The sequence below is a fragment of the Pectobacterium brasiliense genome, from assembly GCF_013449685.1.
In the GTDB taxonomy this organism is placed as follows: Bacteria; Pseudomonadota; Gammaproteobacteria; order Enterobacterales; family Enterobacteriaceae; genus Pectobacterium; species Pectobacterium brasiliense_A.
In genome coordinates this window covers 55317-74865 of record NZ_JACDSF010000009.1, presented here as the reverse complement: position 1 = coordinate 74865, position 19549 = coordinate 55317, and the positions used below count along the sequence as shown (strand labels likewise).

General features: G+C 55.0%; 15 protein-coding genes. 9 read left to right on the top strand and 6 right to left on the bottom strand.

Going from position 1 to position 19549, the window contains the following annotated elements; translation table 11 throughout:
- Positions 1–10 precede the first annotated feature (10 nt).
- From H0248_RS04150 to envZ, 7 genes are all read left to right on the top strand, one after another.
- Positions 11–1414 (top strand): Y4yA family PLP-dependent enzyme, encoded by a 1404-nt coding sequence (locus tag H0248_RS04150; protein ID WP_180784884.1) that lies wholly within the window; start codon positions 11–13, stop codon positions 1412–1414.
- 13 nt (positions 1415–1427) lie between these two features.
- The gene (locus H0248_RS04145; RefSeq protein WP_010277727.1) at positions 1428–2444 is read left to right on the top strand and encodes a PLP-dependent cysteine synthase family protein; all 1017 of its coding nucleotides are present in this window, start codon (positions 1428–1430) and stop codon (positions 2442–2444) included.
- Positions 2445–2454: 10 nt separating this feature from the next.
- Complete coding sequence (locus H0248_RS04140; protein ID WP_180784883.1) at positions 2455–3624, top strand: NAD/NADP-dependent octopine/nopaline dehydrogenase family protein; 1170 nt, start codon at positions 2455–2457, stop codon at positions 3622–3624.
- Positions 3625–3684: 60 nt separating this feature from the next.
- Positions 3685–4923 carry an MFS transporter gene (locus H0248_RS04135; RefSeq protein WP_180784882.1) on the top strand — a complete coding sequence of 413 codons (1239 nt, stop codon included), beginning with the start codon at positions 3685–3687 and terminating at the stop codon, positions 4921–4923.
- Entirely contained in the window at positions 4916–6076 is a 1161-nt protein-coding gene (locus tag H0248_RS04130) for an ABC transporter substrate-binding protein (RefSeq protein WP_180784881.1), read from the top strand. The genes H0248_RS04135 and H0248_RS04130 overlap by 8 nt, the downstream gene beginning before the upstream one ends.
- A gap of 441 nt (positions 6077–6517) precedes the next feature.
- Complete coding sequence (gene ompR, locus H0248_RS04125) at positions 6518–7237, top strand: osmolarity response regulator transcription factor OmpR (protein ID WP_005969424.1); 720 nt, start codon at positions 6518–6520, stop codon at positions 7235–7237.
- Positions 7234–8595 carry a two-component system sensor histidine kinase EnvZ gene (gene envZ, locus H0248_RS04120; RefSeq protein ID WP_180784880.1) on the top strand — a complete coding sequence of 454 codons (1362 nt, stop codon included), beginning with the start codon at positions 7234–7236 and terminating at the stop codon, positions 8593–8595. The genes ompR and envZ overlap by 4 nt, the downstream gene beginning before the upstream one ends.
- Positions 8596–8671: 76 nt before the next feature.
- On the opposite strand, the gene pckA is transcribed toward envZ, so the two are convergent.
- The 5 genes from pckA to H0248_RS04095 form a co-directional block, all read right to left on the bottom strand.
- Positions 8672–10291, bottom strand: coding sequence for a phosphoenolpyruvate carboxykinase (ATP) (gene pckA / locus H0248_RS04115; protein WP_180784879.1), 1620 nt, complete (start codon positions 10289–10291; stop codon positions 8672–8674).
- Positions 10292–10488: 197 nt separating this feature from the next.
- Positions 10489–11358, bottom strand: coding sequence for an Hsp33 family molecular chaperone HslO (hslO, locus tag H0248_RS04110; RefSeq protein WP_180784878.1), 870 nt, complete (start codon positions 11356–11358; stop codon positions 10489–10491).
- A gap of 115 nt (positions 11359–11473) precedes the next feature.
- A complete protein-coding gene (hslR, locus tag H0248_RS04105) occupies positions 11474–11884 on the bottom strand; it encodes a ribosome-associated heat shock protein Hsp15 (protein ID WP_180784877.1) in 411 nt (136 codons plus the stop codon).
- A gap of 118 nt (positions 11885–12002) precedes the next feature.
- Positions 12003–12689, bottom strand: a complete 687-nt coding sequence (gene yrfG, locus H0248_RS04100; protein WP_039510482.1) for a GMP/IMP nucleotidase — start codon at positions 12687–12689, stop codon at positions 12003–12005.
- A gap of 117 nt (positions 12690–12806) precedes the next feature.
- Positions 12807–14954, bottom strand: coding sequence for an intracellular growth attenuator family protein (locus H0248_RS04095; RefSeq protein WP_180784876.1), 2148 nt, complete (start codon positions 14952–14954; stop codon positions 12807–12809).
- A 437-nt stretch (positions 14955–15391) separates the two neighbouring features.
- Between H0248_RS04095 and nudE the strand changes: the two genes are divergently transcribed.
- Positions 15392–15949, top strand: a complete 558-nt coding sequence (nudE, locus tag H0248_RS04090; RefSeq protein WP_014916864.1) for an ADP compounds hydrolase NudE — start codon at positions 15392–15394, stop codon at positions 15947–15949.
- Between the two features lie 79 nt (positions 15950–16028).
- On the opposite strand, the gene mrcA is transcribed toward nudE, so the two are convergent.
- A complete protein-coding gene (gene mrcA / locus H0248_RS04085) occupies positions 16029–18584 on the bottom strand; it encodes a peptidoglycan glycosyltransferase/peptidoglycan DD-transpeptidase MrcA (protein ID WP_039288645.1) in 2556 nt (851 codons plus the stop codon).
- Between the two features lie 111 nt (positions 18585–18695).
- Between mrcA and pilM the strand changes: the two genes are divergently transcribed.
- On the top strand, positions 18696–19547 hold the full coding sequence (gene pilM, locus H0248_RS04080; RefSeq protein WP_180784900.1) for a type IV pilus biogenesis protein PilM: 852 nt from the start codon (positions 18696–18698) through the stop codon (positions 19545–19547).
- The last annotated feature ends 2 nt before the right edge of the window (positions 19548–19549 follow it).

Below are 19549 nucleotides of genomic sequence, written 5' to 3'. Positions count from 1 at the left end.
GGAGATAGCGATGAGCAACCTGTTTAGCTTTGCCGCAGTGTCTTCCCTCCCTGTCGCGCAGGCCCACTGGCCTGAGAGACTGACGCCTTATCTGGATAGTGAGATTGAGCAGTTTCTTTTCAACTCGCCGCAAAGGCTGTCGTGGCTGGTTGAGCAGTATGGGTCGCCGCTGAATATTGTCTGGCCGCACACTGTGGCCAACAATATCGCGGCATTGCGGACAGTGTTGCAGCGTCACGACGTGGACTGCCGCCTGTACTACGGCGCAAAGGTGAACAAATCGCCGGGTCTGGTACAGGCGGCGGTGAATGCGGGCGTCGGCGTGGATGTTTCCAGCTTACAGGAACTGAAAGATGCGCTGCGGGCAGGCGGCGACGGCGCGCGGCTGTGCGCCACCGGCCCGGCCAAAACGCGTGAGTTCCTGACAGCGCTGGTTCATCATCGCGCGCTTATCGTGCTGGATTCACCGGAAGAGTTCGACGAGGTGCTCGCGCTGGCGGAATTGTTGCGCGTGACGAAGCCGGTGCGGGTTCTGCTGCGCTATCGCCCATCGTTCGCGCAGGCCAGTCGGTTTGGCATGCTGGCCGATGAGGTTGCAATCTGTCTGGAGGCGTTGAGCACCAGACAGGATGTGCTTCATCTGGAAGGCTTCCATTTCCATCTTGGCGGCTATAATCCCGATACCCGCGTGGCGGCATTTGCTGAGGTACTGCCATTACTGGAGCGGGCACGCTCAAAGGGATTACAGCCTGCCATTATTGATATCGGCGGGGGATTGCCGATTCAATATCTTTCGGCTTCACGCTATCAGGATTATTTAGCGAAGCAGAATGCGGCGGATTATCGCCACGGTCAGGTGCCGACCTCGTTTTACCCATATGGCGGTGAGCGTTCGGCTGTCGACTATCTTGAGGCATTCCTGTCCGCCTCAATCGGACAGCACTGCGTAGCGGACGTGCTCAAGCAGCACGGCCTGATTCTGGCGATAGAGCCGGGACGCAGCCTCGCTGACCAAAGTGCGATTACCGTGTTTCGCGTCACGCGCACGCGCCGCCAGCCGGATGGCAACCACGTCGTGTTTGTGGAAGGCAGCAGCTTCAGCGCGTGTGAAACCTGGTTTAACTCTGAGTTTTTGATTGATCCTCTGCATGTTTTTTCCGTCAAAAAAGACACACCTCTGGTGCCGGGCAAAGCCTGGATCGCCGGACACAGCTGTCTGGACGACGATGTCATTACGAACCGATTGATTCATTTTCGAACCGTGCCGCAGTCAGGCGATTTACTGATTTACGCGAATACGGCGGGATACCAGATGGACCTGCTGGAAAACGCGTTTCATCGGCATCCGCTGCCTGCGCGCCTGTGTGCGTTCAAAGGTAAGAAAGGTGAGCTGATTTTTTCCAGTGATAACTGAATGGAGCAGAACCATGATCTTGAATAAAGTAACTGATTTGATTGGTAATACGCCCGTTATACAGATCCCGGTTCCCTATGGGGATACGCGTTTGTTTTTAAAGGTGGAGAAGAACAACCCCGGCGGCAGCATGAAGGATCGCATGGCGAGAAACATGATTGTTGCCGGACTGAAGTCAGGCAAAATCCGTCCCGGTGGCACCATTGTCGAGTCGTCATCGGGGAATACCGGTATCGGGCTGGCGCTGGCGTCAATTGAATACGGCCTGCGCTTTATCGCCGTGGTCGATCATCACGCGGCACAGGATAAAATCGCCATCATGCGCGCGCTCGGCGCGGAAATTCGCTACGTCTCCGGCGACTACGGCGAAGATGAGGTGGCGGTGGTGGAACGCCAGCGCATGGCGGCACAGCTGGCGCAGGAAATACCCGGCGCGGTGTTTATGAACCAGTCGGATAACGCGGCGAATGCCGGCGGCTATGCTGATTTTGTCCGCGAGCTGTTCAGCCAGATTGGCAAGATCGACGCGTTTGTTGGCTGTGTGGGCACCGGCGGATCGATGACGGGCATTTCGCACGGCCTGAAAGTCCATAACCCGGATATTACGACCATTGCCGTTGAACCGGTGGGGTCTATCGTCTTCGGCCACCCCGGCAAGCCTTACTATCAATCCGGCACCGGGACGCCCGCGGGTGATACCGTAGGGCTGGTGCTGGATTATAGCTGCATCGACTGTGGCGAGCAGGTTTCGGATGCGCAGGCGTTTGAAACGGCACGCTATATCGCACGTCACTACGGTTTGCTGGTCGGCGGTTCGACGGGCGGAGTGATCTATAAAGCGCTGGAGCTGATCTATCAGGATCGCATCGGCGGCAATGTCGTGCTGGCGATTGCCGACGGCGGGGAGAAATATCTGCACACGGTGTTTAACGAAGAGTGGCTCGCTGCGCGTAACCTGATCGATAGCGGCGTGTGGCACGATCTGGATCGCTGGCTGGGCAATGCGATTTCTCTGGAGCAGGCAAGCTAAGGAGTCAAGGATGATCGAAACGCTAAGCGGGCAGCCGCTTAACGTGGTGATTTGCGGGGCCGGCAAGACCGGCCATCTCGCCACGGTGCTGTTTAAACAACTGCCGGACGTTAAGGTGACGCTGCTGGGCAGCCATCCTCGTCTGCCGGAAGCCTATCAGCAGCACGGTAAACGTCTACACGCGCTGCTGCCGGATGGCGAGACGCTGACGGCGACGCCGGACTGCGTGACCTGCGATCCGGCGGAAGCCTGCCGCGATGCGGATATCGTTATCATCACCGTTCCCGCCAACTTCCGCGCCGATCTTCTGGCGCGGATCGTTCCCCATCTTCCCCGCGATAAACCGGTGTACGTCGGGGCGATCCCCGGCTTTTGCGGCTTTGACTGGCTGGCCGAACGTGAGCTGGCCGCGCGCCCAAACGTGGTAATTTGGGGCATGAAGGACGTCGCGCACATTGCGTTTGATTTGCTGCCGGGCCAGTCGATCAAAATGGGCGGCGAAAAGGCCACGCTGTATGTCGCCACGCATCGGCGTGAAACCGCTGCGAGCCAGCAGGCGCTGATGGCGCTGCTGCAACGGCTCTATGCTGCGCCGGTGGTGCTATTGCCGGATTATTTGGAGATCACGCTGACGCCGGGTAACCCGATTATGCACAGTGCGGTGATTTATGGCCTGATCGGTCCTTACGGGCAGTGGCATGCCCGACCGTTCTCGCAGCCGCTATGTTGGTGGAATGATTGCCCAGAACTCGGTGCCTATTATCTGGAACGCATGGACGAGGAGAACCAGCGGCTGTGTGCAGCGCTGGAGGCACGGCTTGGCGTGCGGCTGGATTCGGTGCTGCCGCTCAAGCAGGAGATTATCGATGCCTATGGCGATCAAATTGCCGATGCGCACACGATGCTTTCCGTACTGCGCACCAATCAGGCTTATCACGGCATCGGTCTGCCGCTGCGAAAACATGATGCTGGTGGGTACGTGTTTGATACGCAGCATCGGGTGTTTCAGGAGGATATTGCCTACGGCCTGAGCCTGCTGGTGACGATTGCGGAGAATCTGGCCGTTAGCGTGCCGTACATTGAGGAAGTTTACCGGTGGTGCAGCGATTACATGGGAACCTCCACGCAGGATCGCCCCGACTATTTCCCGCCGCACTGGCTGACGGATGAGATGAATTGACGTGATGACCGTAGTGGGAATGAGGCCGAGTGATGCCGTGGAATCAGAAGGAGCTGACGCATGCGCTTGAGCGGACAGGTGGCGTTCATCATCCATTTTATGTTTGTCGTGCAGCTAGTGGCGATGGGGGCGATGGAGATGAGCGGGCCGTTTTGGCCGCTGCATCTGGAAAGTATGTCGTCCGGTGCGGAACTGAGTATCGCGGGGATTGCCGTGTACATCGGGCCGATGCTGGGCATTATGCTGACCAGCGCCTTCTGGGGACGGATGGGCGACCGTCTGGGCAACAAAGCCATGATGATCCGCGCGCTGTTTGGGCTGGCGCTAACCCAGCTCGGGCTGGCGTGGGCAAACGACATCTGGACGATAGTCGCGCTGCGTTTTATTCAGGGGGCCTGTGCGGGCTATATTGCGCCCGCGCAGGCGTATGGCGTCGCGGTGGTCAGTCCGCTACAGCGCACGCGGCTGTTTGCCTGGCTTCAGGTCTCTACCAACGTGGGATCGCTGTTGGGAGCGATTGTCGGCGGGCTGATCCTCGATTACCTGAACTTCTTCTGGATCAACCTGAGTGCGGCGATCCTCTGCGCGCTGTGCGGCATTACCGTGTCGCTGTTCCTGCCGCATGTCGCCCCCGATGTCCCTACGGCTCCGCAGGCGAAAGCCCTTCCCCGCAGGCGGCTCTGGGCGCTGTCGCCGATTCCCAGTTTGCTGCTGATTTCTGGCCTGCTGCTGACCAGCCGTATGATCCCACAAACGCCGTTTTCCCTCTATCTAGACGGCTTCTTTCAGGTGGATAAGTGGGTTATCGGGCTGTGTTATGGCTTGCAGGCGACCGGCGTGATTGTCTCTGCATCGCTGTGGGCGCGCTATTTTGAAAACCTCTCGCTGTCGCAGACGCTGAGCCGCCTGTGTGTGGTCATGCTGGCCTGCGCCACCGTGACGTTGACGGCCGCTACGATTCTGAATATTGCGATTTTCATCCCGCTGTACTTCCTGTGGGGCGTGCTGCTGGGGGCGGCGACGCCCGTGCTGATGGCGCTGATTTCCCGCGCGGCTGGGGCCGGACAGCAGGGTTACCTACTCGGCGTGGCGCAAAGCGTCAGCCAGTTTGCCTCGATTCTGGGCATTGCTTTGGGCGGATTGGTTCTCTACTCCCCCGGATTACGTTCGCTGTTCTTCTGCGTTGGTGCCGCGTATCTGGTGACCTTCCTGGTCGCGCTGATGCTGCTACGACGCCTGCGGATACAGGCGGAAAAACATGACTCTCTCTCGACGAAGGGAAATATCGAAAATGTGTAATCGTTGGACGCGGCAATGTTGCCGTCGGTTATTGCTGAGCGCGCTGTTGATGGTCGGCCTGTCGCCGCTGGCGGGGCAGGCTGAACAAACCGCACAAACCTCCACTGTCATCAAGGACGTGCTGGGGCGCGAGGTGAGAGTCAAGACGCCGGTGCAGCGTGTCATGCTGGGGGAGGGGCGTCAGCTTTATCTGGTTGCGATGCTCGACAGGGAAGACCCGGCGAAAAGGATTGTCGCCTGGAAGCGCGATCTGATTCAGTCCGATCCTGCCACGTGGCACCAGTATCGTGACCGCTTCCCTCAACTGGCAAAAATCCCGACGTTTGATGGCACGGAAAAGGGCACGTTTGACGTGGAGCAGGCGGTGTCGCTCAAGCCTGACGTCATCATTATGAACATTGAGGCGCAGCGGTCGATTGTCGATGCGGGTTATGACCGGATACTGGACAGCGTCGGCATTCCGATTGTGTATGTCGATTTTCGCTATCACCCGCTGGAAAACACGGCGCCTACCATGCGTCTGTTCGGCAAGCTGTTTAATCAGGAAGCACGTGCCGAAGCCTTTCTCGCATTCCGTGAGGCGCAGCTAAAACGCGTTTCCGATGTGCTGGCGGCGAAAAAACCGCGTTCCCCGCGCGTTTTTATTGAGCGACTGGGGGGCTATACCGATGAATGCTGCCTGACGTTCGGCCCGGATAACTTCGGTAAATTCGTGCAATTGGCCGGTGGCGATAACGTTGCTGCGAAGAATGCGCCGAGCACCTTTATGCAGATGCACCCTGAACAGGTGATTGTGGAAAACCCGGAAATTGTAGTGATCACCAGCGGCAACTTTGAAGCCTTCGTGCCCGGCGGACGCTGGATTGGTCTGGGGCCGGGGCAGGATATGACGGAAGGACGTAAGCGTCTCGAATGGTTTCTGGGACGTCCGGCCTACACCAACAGCGTCGCCAAGCAGCAGCGTGCGTTTCATGCCATTTGGCATCAGTTTTACAACGGCCCGTATGACTTTATCGCCATTCAGCAACTGGCCGAGTGGTTCCACCCAGACTTATTCCGCGATCTCAACGCGGATGACACCTTCCGCCAGCTTCACCAGCAGCTCCTGCCGGTTGATTACCAGCCGGGCTATTTCGTCAGTCTTGCGCAGTAAGCTACTAGCAGGCGTGCTCTGGCACCGATAGATAGAGAAAGAGACGGGGATTATGATGATCCCCGTGTGTTGTGCTGGATGAGCTTATGCGTTAATCACTGCGATGCGTTAACCGCTTTATGTTGTCGCGCTGAATTCAGGTGAGAACGCCCTCTCTCTTAGCTTTTCTCCGGCTTTTGCCGTCTCGCGCCTTTTTATTGATGGCCGCGTTACTATACTCTTCGTGCACAACTACTCGTGCACAACTACACTTCACCGCCCACAACGTTCACAAATCACTGATTATTTTATGACTGACGGCACAGGAAATGATTGATTACACGCGTTTTAATATGCTTTGTAACAATTTTGCCTAGAATGTATACCAGAAACGACTGTTAGTAATTCGTATGTTTCTGAACAATAGCAGCGTCGGCGCTATTACGCCTTTGGAGAAAGAGAATGCAAGAAAACTATAAAATTCTGGTTGTAGATGACGACATGCGTTTGCGGGCGCTGTTAGAGCGTTATCTGACGGAGCAGGGTTTTCAGGTACGTAGCGTAGCCAATGCTGAACAGATGGACCGTTTACTAACCCGTGAATCCTTTCACCTCATGGTGCTGGATCTGATGCTGCCGGGCGAAGATGGGCTGTCCATCTGCCGTCGCTTGCGTAGCCAGAGCAATCCGATGCCGATCATTATGGTGACGGCAAAAGGGGAGGAAGTCGATCGTATCGTCGGGCTGGAAATTGGCGCGGACGATTATATTCCTAAACCTTTCAACCCGCGTGAACTGCTGGCTCGCATCCGTGCGGTGCTGCGTCGTCAGGCGAATGAACTGCCGGGCGCGCCATCGCAGGAAGAAGCCATTATCGCGTTTGGCAAATTCAAGCTGAATCTGGGCACGCGCGAAATGTTCCGTGATGATGAACCGATGCCGTTGACCAGCGGTGAGTTTGCCGTGCTTAAGGCGTTGGTGAGCCACCCACGTGAACCGCTGTCCCGCGATAAGCTGATGAACCTGGCCCGTGGTCGTGAATACAGTGCGATGGAGCGTTCCATCGACGTACAAATTTCTCGTCTGCGCCGCATGGTGGAAGAGGATCCGGCGCACCCGCGCTATATCCAGACCGTGTGGGGTCTTGGCTACGTGTTTGTCCCTGACGGCAGTAAGGCATGATGCAATGGCGTTTTTCTCCGCGCAGCTCATTTGCACGGACGTTGCTACTGATTGTCACGTTATTGTTTGTCAGTTTGGTCACCACCTATCTGGTGGTGCTCAACTTCGCGATTCTGCCGAGTTTGCAGCAGTTCAATAAAGTGCTGGCATACGAAGTAAGAATGTTGATGACGGACAGTCTGCAACTGGAAGATGGCTCCACGCTTGAGGTGCCGCCTGCGTTCCGGCGTGAGATTTACCGTGAATTGGGTATATCGCTGTACACCAATGCGGCGGCGGAGGAAAGCGGCCTGCGTTGGGCCCAGCACTACAAGTTTCTGAGTGACCAGATGGCGCAACAGCTGGGCGGCCCGACGGATGTGCGGGTTGAAGTCAGCAAGAATACGCCGGTGGTGTGGCTGAAAACCTGGCTGTCACCGGATATCTGGGTGCGCGTTCCCCTCACTGAAATTCATCAGGGCGATTTCTCGCCGCTCTTCCGCTATACGCTGGCGATAATGCTGTTGGTGATTGGCGGCGCGTGGCTATTTATTCGGGTGCAGAACCGACCCTTGGTTGAGCTGGAGCATGCGGCTTTGCAGGTCGGTAAAGGCATTATTCCGCCGCCGCTGCGTGAATATGGCGCTTCCGAAGTGCGTTCCGTGACGCGTGCCTTTAACCAGATGGCCTCCGGCGTGAAGCTACTGGCCGATGACCGCACGCTGCTGATGGCTGGCGTCAGCCACGATCTGCGCACGCCGTTGACGCGAATTCGTCTGGCGACCGAAATGATGGGCAAGGAAGATGACTATCTGGCGGAGTCGATCAATAAGGACATTGAGGAGTGTAATGCGATTATTGAGCAGTTCCTCGACTACCTGCGTACCGGTCAGGAAATGCAGACGGAAGTGGCCGATCTGAACGCCATTATGGGTGAAGTGGTGGCATCAGAAAGCGGTTATGAACGCCAGATCGACAGCGATTTTGCTACTGGTGAACTGCTGGTGCGTATTAGCTCCCTTTCGATCAAACGCGCGGCGCTGAATCTGGTCGTCAATGCGGCTCGTTACGGGAACGGTTGGATCAAAGTCAGTACTGGACGTGATCTACAGCGCGTTTGGTTTCAGGTAGAAGACGACGGAGAAGGCATTGCGCCCGATCAGTTACAGCACCTGTTCCAGCCGTTTGTGCGTGGCGATAGCGCACGAACCACTAGCGGTACAGGGCTGGGGCTGGCGATTGTGCAGCGTATTATCGATGCGCACAATGGCGTGCTGGATGTTGGCAAAAGCGAACGCGGTGGGCTCTGCGTCCGCGCGTATCTGCCGCTGCTCTCGGACGCCGCAGTAGCGGATGCGGGCGTCGCGAAAGAGTCATAAGCATTTTGTGCAGCACTGGCATGAATAAGAAAGGCGCGGATTCCGCGCCTTTTTCATGATGGTTTTTCTTCAGCGTTTACCGCTTCGGTCCTGCTTTCACCAGCGCTGCGCCTGCCGGTGCATCGGTGTACTTATCGAAGTTGGTGATAAAGCGCTGTGCCAAATCGTCCGCTTTTTCCTGCCACTGTTCGACGCTGGCGTAGGTATCACGTGGGTCGAGAATGTCAGGATTGACGCCAGGCAGCGAGGTCGGAATCGCCAAATCAAAGACAGGCAGCGTCTGCATTTCTGCATCATCAATACTGCCGTTCAGAATGGCGTCAATAATCCCGCGCGTATCTTTAATGGAGATACGTTTGCCGCTGCCGTTCCAGCCCGTGTTCACCAGATAGGCCTGTGCACCAGCTGCCTTCATGCGTTTCACCAGCACTTCAGCATACTGCGTCGGGTGCAGCATCAGGAATGCTGCGCCGAAGCAGGCGGAAAAGGTCGGTGTCGGTTCCGTCACGCCGCGCTCGGTTCCCGCCAGTTTGGCGGTAAAGCCGGACAGGAAGTGATACTGCGTTTGATCGGACGTCAGGCGGGAAACCGGTGGCAACACGCCGAACGCGTCCGCCGTCAGGAAGATCACTTTCGTTGCATGGCCCGCTTTGGAGACCGGTTTAACGATATTCTGAATGTGGTAGATCGGATAGGAGACGCGGGTGTTCTCGGTTTTGGAACCGTCGTTGAAGTCCACGGTGCCGTCTGCCAGCACGGTGACGTTCTCCAGCAGCGCATCGCGTTTGATCGCGCCGTAGATATCTGGCTCTGCTTCCTTAGACAGCTTGATAGTTTTGGCATAGCAGCCGCCTTCAAAGTTGAAGACGCCATCGTCGTCCCAGCCGTGCTCGTCATCGCCAATCAGCTGACGTTTCGGGTCGGTGGACAGCGTGGTTTTGCCCGTGCCGGACAGACCGAAGAAGACCGCCACATCACCTTTTTCGCCGACGTTTGCCGAACAGTGCATGGAAGCGATGCCTTTCAGCGGCAGCAGGTAGTTCATGATGGAGAACATCCCTTTCTTCATTTCGCCGCCGTACCAGGTGCCGCCAATCAGCTGGATGCGTTCTGTCAGGTTGAACGCGACAAAGTTCTCGGAGTTCAGCCCCTGTTCCTGCCAGTTTGGGTTGGTGCATTTTGCGCCGTTCATCACGATGAAATCCGGCTCAAAGCCTTCCAACTCTTCATCGCTCGGGCGGATAAACATGTTTTTGACGAAATGCGCCTGCCAGGCTACTTCTGTCACGAAACGTACGCTGAGGCGGCTGTCTGGGTTGGCACCACAGAAGGCATCGATGATGAACAACCGTTTGCCGGACAGCTGTGTGGTAACGAGCTGCTTCAGATGCGTCCAGGTTTCCTGGCTCAACGGGTGGTTATCGTTCTTACCTTTGCCTTGATCGGACCACCACACGGTGTCGCGGGTGACGTCATCACGCACGATGTATTTATCTTTCGGGGAACGGCCAGTAAAAATGCCAGTATCGACGGCTACTGCACCCAGTTGGGTTTCGATGCCGCGTTCATAGCCTTGTAGGGAAGGGGAGCGTTCTTCTTCAAAAAGCAGTTCATAGCTGGGATTGTAGACAATATCGCGGACATCGTGGATTCCATAAGCCGTCAGGGCTTGCGGGGTAAGACCGTTGATCAGCATGTTGCTACTCCTCAAGTTATAGTCGTACTACTAAACATTGTAGGGAGTGAGCTTATTTTAACCGCGATAGCAATCATAAAATTAAATAAATTCATTAATAACTTTGCTTATTTAGGGTGTTCGAAAAATAACCATGTCGGTTTACCGATGGGAAAATAAGCAAAATAAAACGGGTACTTTCGTACCCGTTAAAAAGATTAATGCAACAGATTTCCTGATGAATCCTGCCGTATGGCGCGGATGTCCAGCGAATTAAACAGGTAGTGCGTACCGCAATAATCACAGTGCATATCGATTTCACCGTCCTGTTCGATCATCTCATTCACTTCCTGATCGGACAGCGTCATTAATGCATCTGTGCAGCGATCGCGCGAACAGTGACAGCGGAACTCGACATCCTGCGGCTCATACACGGTGACTTCTTCCTGATGATACAGGCGGTACAACACCTCAGTGGCAGGCAGGGTAAACAGCTCGTCGGCTTTGACCGTCGTGGTGAGCTGTGCCAGATGATCAAAATCATTACGGTCGGCATCCTGTGCGGGCAACACCTGTAGCAGCATGCCTGCGGCTGCCTGCTTCCCGTCGTGTTGACCGGTACGGATAAACAGCCGTGTCGGCAACTGTTCAGACTGCTGGAAATAGCTCTCCAGACATTCGGCCACGGTTTCACCTTCTAAACCGACGACGCCCTGATAACGCTCGCCGTCAGTCGGCGTAATGGTAATGACCAGATAGCCATTGCCGACCATTTCTTTCAGCGAACTCCCCGGTGCGATATCCCCTTGCAGACGGGCAACGCCGCGCATCTGCTGCTGGTGGTTACCGTTAATCACCGCCAGTTTCAGTGGGCCATCGCCCTGAAGTTGAACGGTAATATCGCCGCTGAATTTCAGCGTGGCCGTTAACAGGCTGGTGGCAACCAGCATTTCGCCTAGCAGCGTTTGTACCGCAACTGGGTAGTCGTGGTTGGTCAAAATACGTTGATACGTTTCGTTAACTGTCACCAACTCGCCACGAACGGCATAATTTTCAAACAGATAACGATGTAGTTGGTCATGAGCCATAATATTTTCTCGTCGTTGTGCGGAGATGAGTCGTGCGGCGATGAGTGGTGCGGCAATCGCTGGGTCTTCTCTCTATTGTCAGCAGTTTGATGACCAACAAATGAAGCGCGGAGCGTTATTCCTGATCGCTGTATTTAAATTTAATCAGATCGCGTCGCTCTTTTTTATCAGGGCGGCGATCGGGGTGTGGCATCGTCAGCGCATTCATTTTCCGCGCCTGCGCCACCTTTTCTCGTTTCTCAATGCTTGCTGCTGTTTCCTGATACAGTGCCTGCGCCTCTGTCGCGCTTCTGCGCTGGCCGCTGACGGCCAAAATAATCACTGTGCGTTCATCATTGCCCTGACGCAGTTTGATCTCGGCATTCAGTTCGACCTGTTTGCTCGGCTTACCGCGTTGCCCGTTATAGTGCACTTTGCCGCCGTCGATCATTTCACGAGCTATTGCTCGGGTTTTATAGAAACGGGCGGCCCAAAGCCATTTGTCCAGACGAACGGCGTCGTCGGCCTGCTCGGTAGCTTTCACCATAAATCCCCCTGATTACCCTAATGCCGATCGTTTAAGGATCGCGTTACTGGGGGCGACCACGGCGCGAGGCATCCCTGCGGGAACCTCATCACCGTGTTTCCCCCTCGGGCCACCTGCATTACCCTGCGTTAACGGAGTGGCGCAGAGCGGGTAGCAGCGCAAGGTAGTCGTTCATTGACGGATGTTGCAGGAATGCCTTTTCCTGCTGGCCGGAATCGGGATTACGCACGCCCAGACAGTAATGGATACCGAACGTTTTCGCGGCATCCAGAATCGGTTCGCTGTCATCCACGAATAACGTTCTGGCGGGGTTGAAGCCAGTCTGCTGCTGTACGGCCTGCCACAAGCGCTGATTCTCTTTCGGATACCCATAAGTATGGGTGGAAAGTAATAAATCAAGGTGCTGATCCAGCCCGGTGTGTTCGATTTTTACCGCCAGACTGTGTGGATGGGCATTGGTCAGTAGAATCGTCTCTTTACCGCATTCGCGCAGCGCCGCTAAAAATGGCGTCGTGTCATCGCGCAATCGGGCTCGCGTACCGATATCCGTCGTCATTTGATAGATATCCAGATCGAGACGTTCTGACCAGTAATCGAAACAGTACCAGTTTAGCGTGTGCTGAACGGCCTGGTACTCCTGTTCGATAAGCTGGTGCGCCTGCTCAAGGCTGATGCGACGTTTTTCACTGAGCGACTGAGGCACCAGTTGAAGCCAGAAATAGCTGTCAAACGCCAGATCGAGCAGCGTGCCATCCATATCCAGTATCACGGTGTCGATGTCGTGCCAGTTAACGTGGGGATTCATAACGACTCCAGATGTCGCGCCGTGCTATAGGGGTGATGCAGCAGAAGACGCGCAATGCAATTGTGACGAGAGTGACGACCGCTAGGTTAGCATAACCACTGAGCGGGCACGATGCCGTTAGCGGGGGAGCGGTGGGCGATTGTCCGTGAACGCATTCGTCATCATATTAAACCGTGAGGCGTAATAGCGCTGAATATCGGTCACTCGCTTCTGGCTTTTACGCATCTTAATCCCAGTCAAAATCGCATTAACGATAAACGTTGCAGAAAAGAGCAGCAGCAGCAGACACGTGCCGAGATAGCGCCAAACGGTAATCACGTCAGGTTCGCTGTGCAGGTTGATATGCCGAGTTCCGTTGGCATCGGTATTCAACTGCGTGATCACGCCTGTAGCATTAAACGGTGTATGCAGCAGCATCGCGGAAAGCCGCTGGAGTTCCTGCCACTGGTCCGATGGACGATATTCATTCAGCGGCATCGGAGGAAGCGGATGGTTAACGAACTGTCGGCCTTCGTCGCTGCGAATCAGGAATCCACCGGGCGGCGGACTATTCAGCGAATCTGTCGCGTTATTGATTTCCTGATAGAAGAATTGATCGGTAGAACTGTTGACCAAGGATTCCAGCGTTTCTGCGCTGACGGCGGGCAGCACCACATTCATACCTTTTAGCGTGCCGGAATTGGCGTCTTTTACCAGTGTATTCCAGTTCTTGACGTCGCTTAGATTCACCAGCGCATTTTTCAGGCGAGAGCAATCGTTTTCCTGCCGACACAAATCTTGTGTTCTCAGGACAACTTCAGCGAAGTTTTTCATCAGAATCAGACCTGATTTCTGGATCGTAGACGCTAACTGAGAGTTAACCTGACCTTCTTTTTCCGCTTGCGGATGGAGCTGGCTATTGACGGATTTCAACAAGGCAGTCGCTTTTTCAATCGTCTCGGACTCCGGTAATGGCAGCGGCGCCGCTTTATTCCAGTAAATAGCGGAGCAGTCAAAAGGGCTGAACGCATAGGAAGACGGTGCGGAAACGGGATGAATGCCTGCGGGCACATAGCACATGCCGTTGCCACGGACTGCCAGCGTGTCACCAATGCGGAGCTGAGCGGTTTCCAGATCGCTGACCTGCGTGACCTGAATACGCTGCGCACCTTGAAGCCAGGCCAGGCTGAGCTTGAGCGGTAGTTCAAGCTGCACGTTAGTGACGAGCAAAATCAGGCTGAGCAGAGAACCAGCGGCCAGCAGTAGATTTCTGCCCCAGCGCTGTAGCGGGAAATGTTTCACTTCATCATGCAGCGACAGGTGCTCTCCCTGACGGATCACCTGTCGGTTGAGATAGATATCGACATCTGTTTTTCGCCCGAGATCCTGCGTGATATAAGGCTGCCAGTGAGGCGGGTAAATCAGATCGATATTACCGAGTGAGATATTGCCGAGCGGCCCCTGATTGGATTCGCCAAACAGACCCAAGCCTTGCGGCGTGCCGTGAAGGCAGTGCACATCGCGTAATTCCTGAGCGGACGGCGAGCGGAAAAGTTGCCACAGGCTCCAGCCTGCTAATAATGATGCGGTACCGATCAGCCAGGGGAGTAGGGCGATAGGGCTATTCAGACTGATGAACAAAAGCAGAAAAGACACGCAGAGCACGGCGGTTTCCTTCAAGCCCCCAGAGTGGTGCATGGCGTGTTCTTCACGTGTTTCCTTACGGATAGTGACCAACTCGGCATGCTCACTCCCTTCCTGACGGATGGAGGCGTTCGGGACAGGGACTTCGCTCGGCAGTGGGGCGAGTGGACGATCGTCGAGACATTCGGTTAGCGAGTGTCCATTCAAGGAAATGACCAGCGGGATCGAGCGCGTCTTAATCAGTTCGACGGTGTTATTTTCGGTAATGAACGGTTCCCAACTGGGCGGCAGATGGACTTCCTGCGTATCAATATAGTAGCGCCACTTATTCTGAGTATCAGTGCTCAGGCCATAGCGTGTAATCGTATGGGTGATGGGGTAAACCCGATTACTTTGCAGGGAACGCGGCAGTTTTGGCTGCTCGTTGGGGGTATCAAGCGGCGTGGTTTGCTGGCTGTTTTCCTGAGCCAGATAACGCTCAATCGCGATCCGTTCGTCTTCAGTTAACCGTCGGGGAAGCGATTGCGAAACGGGTAACGGCGGAGCGGAGAAGAAACGGTGTCGCATACGGTAGGCGATAACACCTCCGACAGCGATCAGACAGGCAAGCAATATCGCCAATAGGGTAAATATTGTGCTCATCTCATCTCCATTCCAAAACGCGATGCTCCTTGTTCTCGTCGGAGTTTAACAAAATTATACAATCGATGATAACCCGTATGGCATTGTTTTCTTAGATTAATAACGTAATTGTGAATGGAATTAATCGCATAAGGTGATGATAGTAACAAGCAAAAAACGCCTCTTGAATGAGGATATTCCTATTTTTTTTAAGTTATTGACTTTTTCTGGTGATTTCTCATACAGGATGTATCCTTCATGTTGCCCACACGTAAATTCATCGTCACGATAGTTGCAGCGAAGGTGACTGTTAACGCACAATGTGAACAGAATCAAAAAAGCATATTTACGATCTCTTCTTATTCAACAGCATGGCATATTCAGGCTGCGATAAACGCAGTCTCTCATGCGCGTTGGGCTAAGGTGCCGTTCTGGTCGTAACTCTCTGGGGGGCATCAATGAGTCATAACCTGAAAAAACCTAAAATCCTCAAGGTAGAAACGGTAGCGCATTCGCGCCTGTTCAATGTGGAATCCGTCGATCTTGAATTTAGCAACGGGGTACGTCGGGTTTATGAACGGATGCGCCCAAGCGGCCGACAGGCGGTGATGATTGTCCCGATCATTGATGATGAACTGTTGTTGATCCGTGAATACGCCGTCGGCATTGAAGAGTACGAACTGGGCTTTCCCAAAGGGCTGATCGATCCCGGCGAAACGGTTTTCGAAGCCGCTAACCGCGAGCTAATGGAAGAAGTCGGTTTTGGGGCGGAAAAGCTGGAGTTGCTGGCGACGTTAACGATGGCTCCCTCCTATTTTTCCAGCCAGATGAATATCGTTGTGGCGCGTGGGCTGTATCCGCAGAGTCTGGAAGGCGATGAGCCGGAGCCGATGCCGCAAGTCCGCTGGCCGATAGATAACATGATGTCGTTGCTGCAAGAGCCTGATTTCCGCGAAGCGCGTAATGTCAGCGCGCTGTTTCTGGCCCACGACTGGCTGCGTCGCACTCCTCGCTAATTTCCTGATTCATCATAGCCAAAAAAGAAGGCACCGTTTCTGGTGCCCTCTTTGTCAGTGTAACGCTATCGAACGTTGGCTAGAATAATTCTTCGCTTTGTCCGTTATCCATCAGTGTGGTGCCGACTTCATGTACTTCATATTCTTTCGGCTGTGTACCGTCAATGAAGTATTCGGAACGGCTATTCCCGCCACCGTTGGACAGCTTGCCGCTGCTACGGTCAATGACCACACTGACGATGCCAGGCGGCGGCGTCAGCGGTTGCTCTGGTACGCCATCCAGAGCGGCTTTCATGAAATCATCCCACGCAGGCTGCGCTGATTTCGCACCGCCTTCATAACCGGAGATCTGATCTTTGATGACGCCAGATGCGCTGCTGGCCCCCAGATCGCGACGGTGATCGTCGAAGCCAATCCAGACTGAGGTCACCAGATTCGGGCCATAGCCGGAGAACCAGGCATCCTTGGAACTGTTCGTTGTACCGGTTTTACCGCCGATATCACGACGTTTCAAATCACGACCGGCACGCCAGCCCGTTCCCATCCAGCCCGGTTCGCCAAAGACGTTGCTGTTCAGCGCATCTTTAATCAGGAACGCCAACGGCGTGTTGATCACGTGCGGTGCATAAGGCTGTGCAGCACTTTGCTGTGCGGCTTCTGGCGTAACAGGTTCCAGTTCTGGCTGCGGCAGGCCTACCGGCGGCGCTTCGTTTGACGTGGCAACATCTTCAACGTTAGTGGTCGCTAACACCGGAGAACGTGGCGTTTCACCGTAAACCAGCGGTAGATTACAGGTATCACAGACCACTTTCGGCGTCGCGGTAAACACCGTCCCACTCACTTCGTTCTCTATCTTGCTAATCAGATAGGGATCGACCAGATAGCCGCCGTTTGCCATGACGGCATAACCACGTACGACCTGTAGCGGGGTAAATGAGGCCGCGCCCAGCGCCAGCGATTCGGTATGGACGATATTCTGCGCCGGGAAACCGAAGCGTTGCAGGTAATCCGCGGCATAGTCCACGCCCATCGCACGCATGGCACGTACCATCACTACGTTTTTGGATTGACCCAGCCCCTGACGCAAACGGATCGGACCATCGTAGGTTGCCGGTGAGTTTTTCGGCCGCCAGTCAGAGCCTGCACCAGCATCCCAACGGGTGATCGGTACGTCGTTCAGAATCGTTGCCAGCGTTAAACCTTTGTCCATCGCAGCGGTATACAGGAACGGTTTGATGTTGGAACCAATCTGACGCAGTGCCTGCGTCGCACGGTTGAATTTGCTTTGGTTAAAGTCAAAACCGCCAACCAGCGCTTCTATCGCACCATTTTTCGGGTTAAGCGAGACAATGGCAGAGTTGACGTCCGGCACCTGTGCCAGCCACCAGTCATCGTTCACTTTACGGACCCAGACCTGCTGACCGGCCTGTACCACGTCCGTGACGCGCTTCGGTGTTGGCCCTTGCTGCGTATCGGAACGGTAGGCACGTGCCCAGCGCATGCCCGCCATCGGCAGGGCAATGTTGCTGCCGTCAGACAGGATCGCAATCGCGTTGTCAGCCGTAGTGCTGGTGACGATGGCCGGATAGAGCGGGCCGTAGACCGGCAACGCTTTCAGGGCGGCAATCATCTTCGCCTGATCCCAGACGCCTTCGCCTACCTTCCAGAGCACTTTGCTCGGGCCGCGGTAACCGTGGCGCATGTCATAGGCGAGGATGTTATTACGCAGCGCATCCTGTGCGGCGGTTTGCAATTTTTTGGTGACCGTCGTGTAGACCTTATAACCGTCGTTATAAGCATCTTCGCCGTAGCGTTTGACCATCTCCTGTCGTGCCATTTCTGCGACATACGGGGCGGAGAACGAAATATCCGGTGCGTGATAATTTGCGACCAGCTTTTCGTTACGTGCCGCATCGTATTGCGACTGGGTGATGTAGTTTTCATCCTTCATACGTGCAAGGACGACGTTGCGGCGGGCAACGGCACGGTCGTAGGAATAGAGCGGGTTGAACGTCGATGGTGCCTTCGGCAGACCGGCGATCATCGCCATTTCGCTCAGCGTCAACTGGTCAACAGGGCGGCCAAAGTAAACCTGTGCCGCTGCGCCAACGCCATAAGCGCGATAGCCGAGGTAAATCTTGTTCAGATAAAGCTCAAGGATTTCATCCTTGGTCAGCAACTGCTCAATACGGATAGCCAGAAACACTTCCTTGATCTTACGAATCAGGGTGCGTTCCGGGCTCAGGAAGAAGTTCCTGGCGAGCTGCTGCGTAATGGTACTCGCCCCTTGAGAGGCGTGACCCGATGTGAGCGCGATAGACGCGGCGCGGATGATCCCGACGGGATCGACACCGTGGTGATCATAGAAGCGGCTGTCTTCGGTCGCGATAAAAGCGTGTACCAACTCAGGGGGAACCTGATCCAGCTTGAGTGGGATACGGCGTTTTTCACCAAACTGAGCGATCAGTTCGCCATCGGCGCTGTAAACCTGCATAGGCGTTTGCAGCCGAACGTCTTTCAGCGTGGCGACATCGGGCAGTTGGGGTTCGATATAACGGTACAAACCGTATATCGAGGCAGCTCCCAGCAGAATGCAAGAGACTGCAAGGATGAGTAGATACTTTACGAACTTCACCTGGGATTTTCCATTCAGTAGCGTTTGGACAGTTTATAAACAACCGGGCGCTAGTATAAAGGTAAGCCAGCACTGTGGATATGTTTATTGGATAAGGAAATCGGGTTGAACATGGGTTATCACATCTGGCGGGTTGGCGTTGATATACAAAACGGCTTCATGCGTGCGCTGGCGGTTCAGCGCCGCCGCGATGGCTGGCAGCTTCGTCACTGGTGGCAATATCCGCTACCAGACGACACCTTGCGCACGGGTAGTCTACACCATACTGAGGCACTTTGTGAGGCCTTGCGAACATGGCGTCGTTTACTGCCTGGACACATTTCGCTACGGGTAGGGTTCCCTGCTCAGTTGATTTTACAGCAGCATTTACCGATGCCCGACCCGCGTTTACAGGAGCCGGAGCGTAGCCTCTACATCGAAACTATGGCGGCGCGTAAGCTACCGATCAGCAGCGAATCGCTGGCGATAGACTATCGGGAAGATCCGCAGATGCGGGGTTCGCTGCTGGTGACGGCCGCGCGCCGACAGGAGGTCGATAACTGGCTGGCATGCCTGAATAGCGCGGGGCTACACCCCGATGTGCTTGAGGTTTCAACCTGTGCGCTTCGGGTGATGGCGCAGCGGGCCGGGCTTGAAACTCACCGTCTGTTGCTGCATCGCTTGTTGGATGGCTGGCTGTGGGTTTCCCCGTTGAACCGTGCTTTTCACTCGGGCGTGATACACCTTGATGAGCTGAATGACGAGGCCGATATCTTATCGGTTGTAAGCACTCGCTATCAGCATGATGTCGATGATATAGCCTATTACTCTAGCGTCTCGCCCGATTTACCCAGCCAGCAGACCGACGTATTGCAGCCGTGGTCGCCGTTAACGGTGTTTAACCATATGCAGCCGCCGCTGCCGAGTTTCCCCTCGGCTTTTGCGATTGCGGGTGGGTTAGCATTGCGTCCTGAGGATGCCTGACT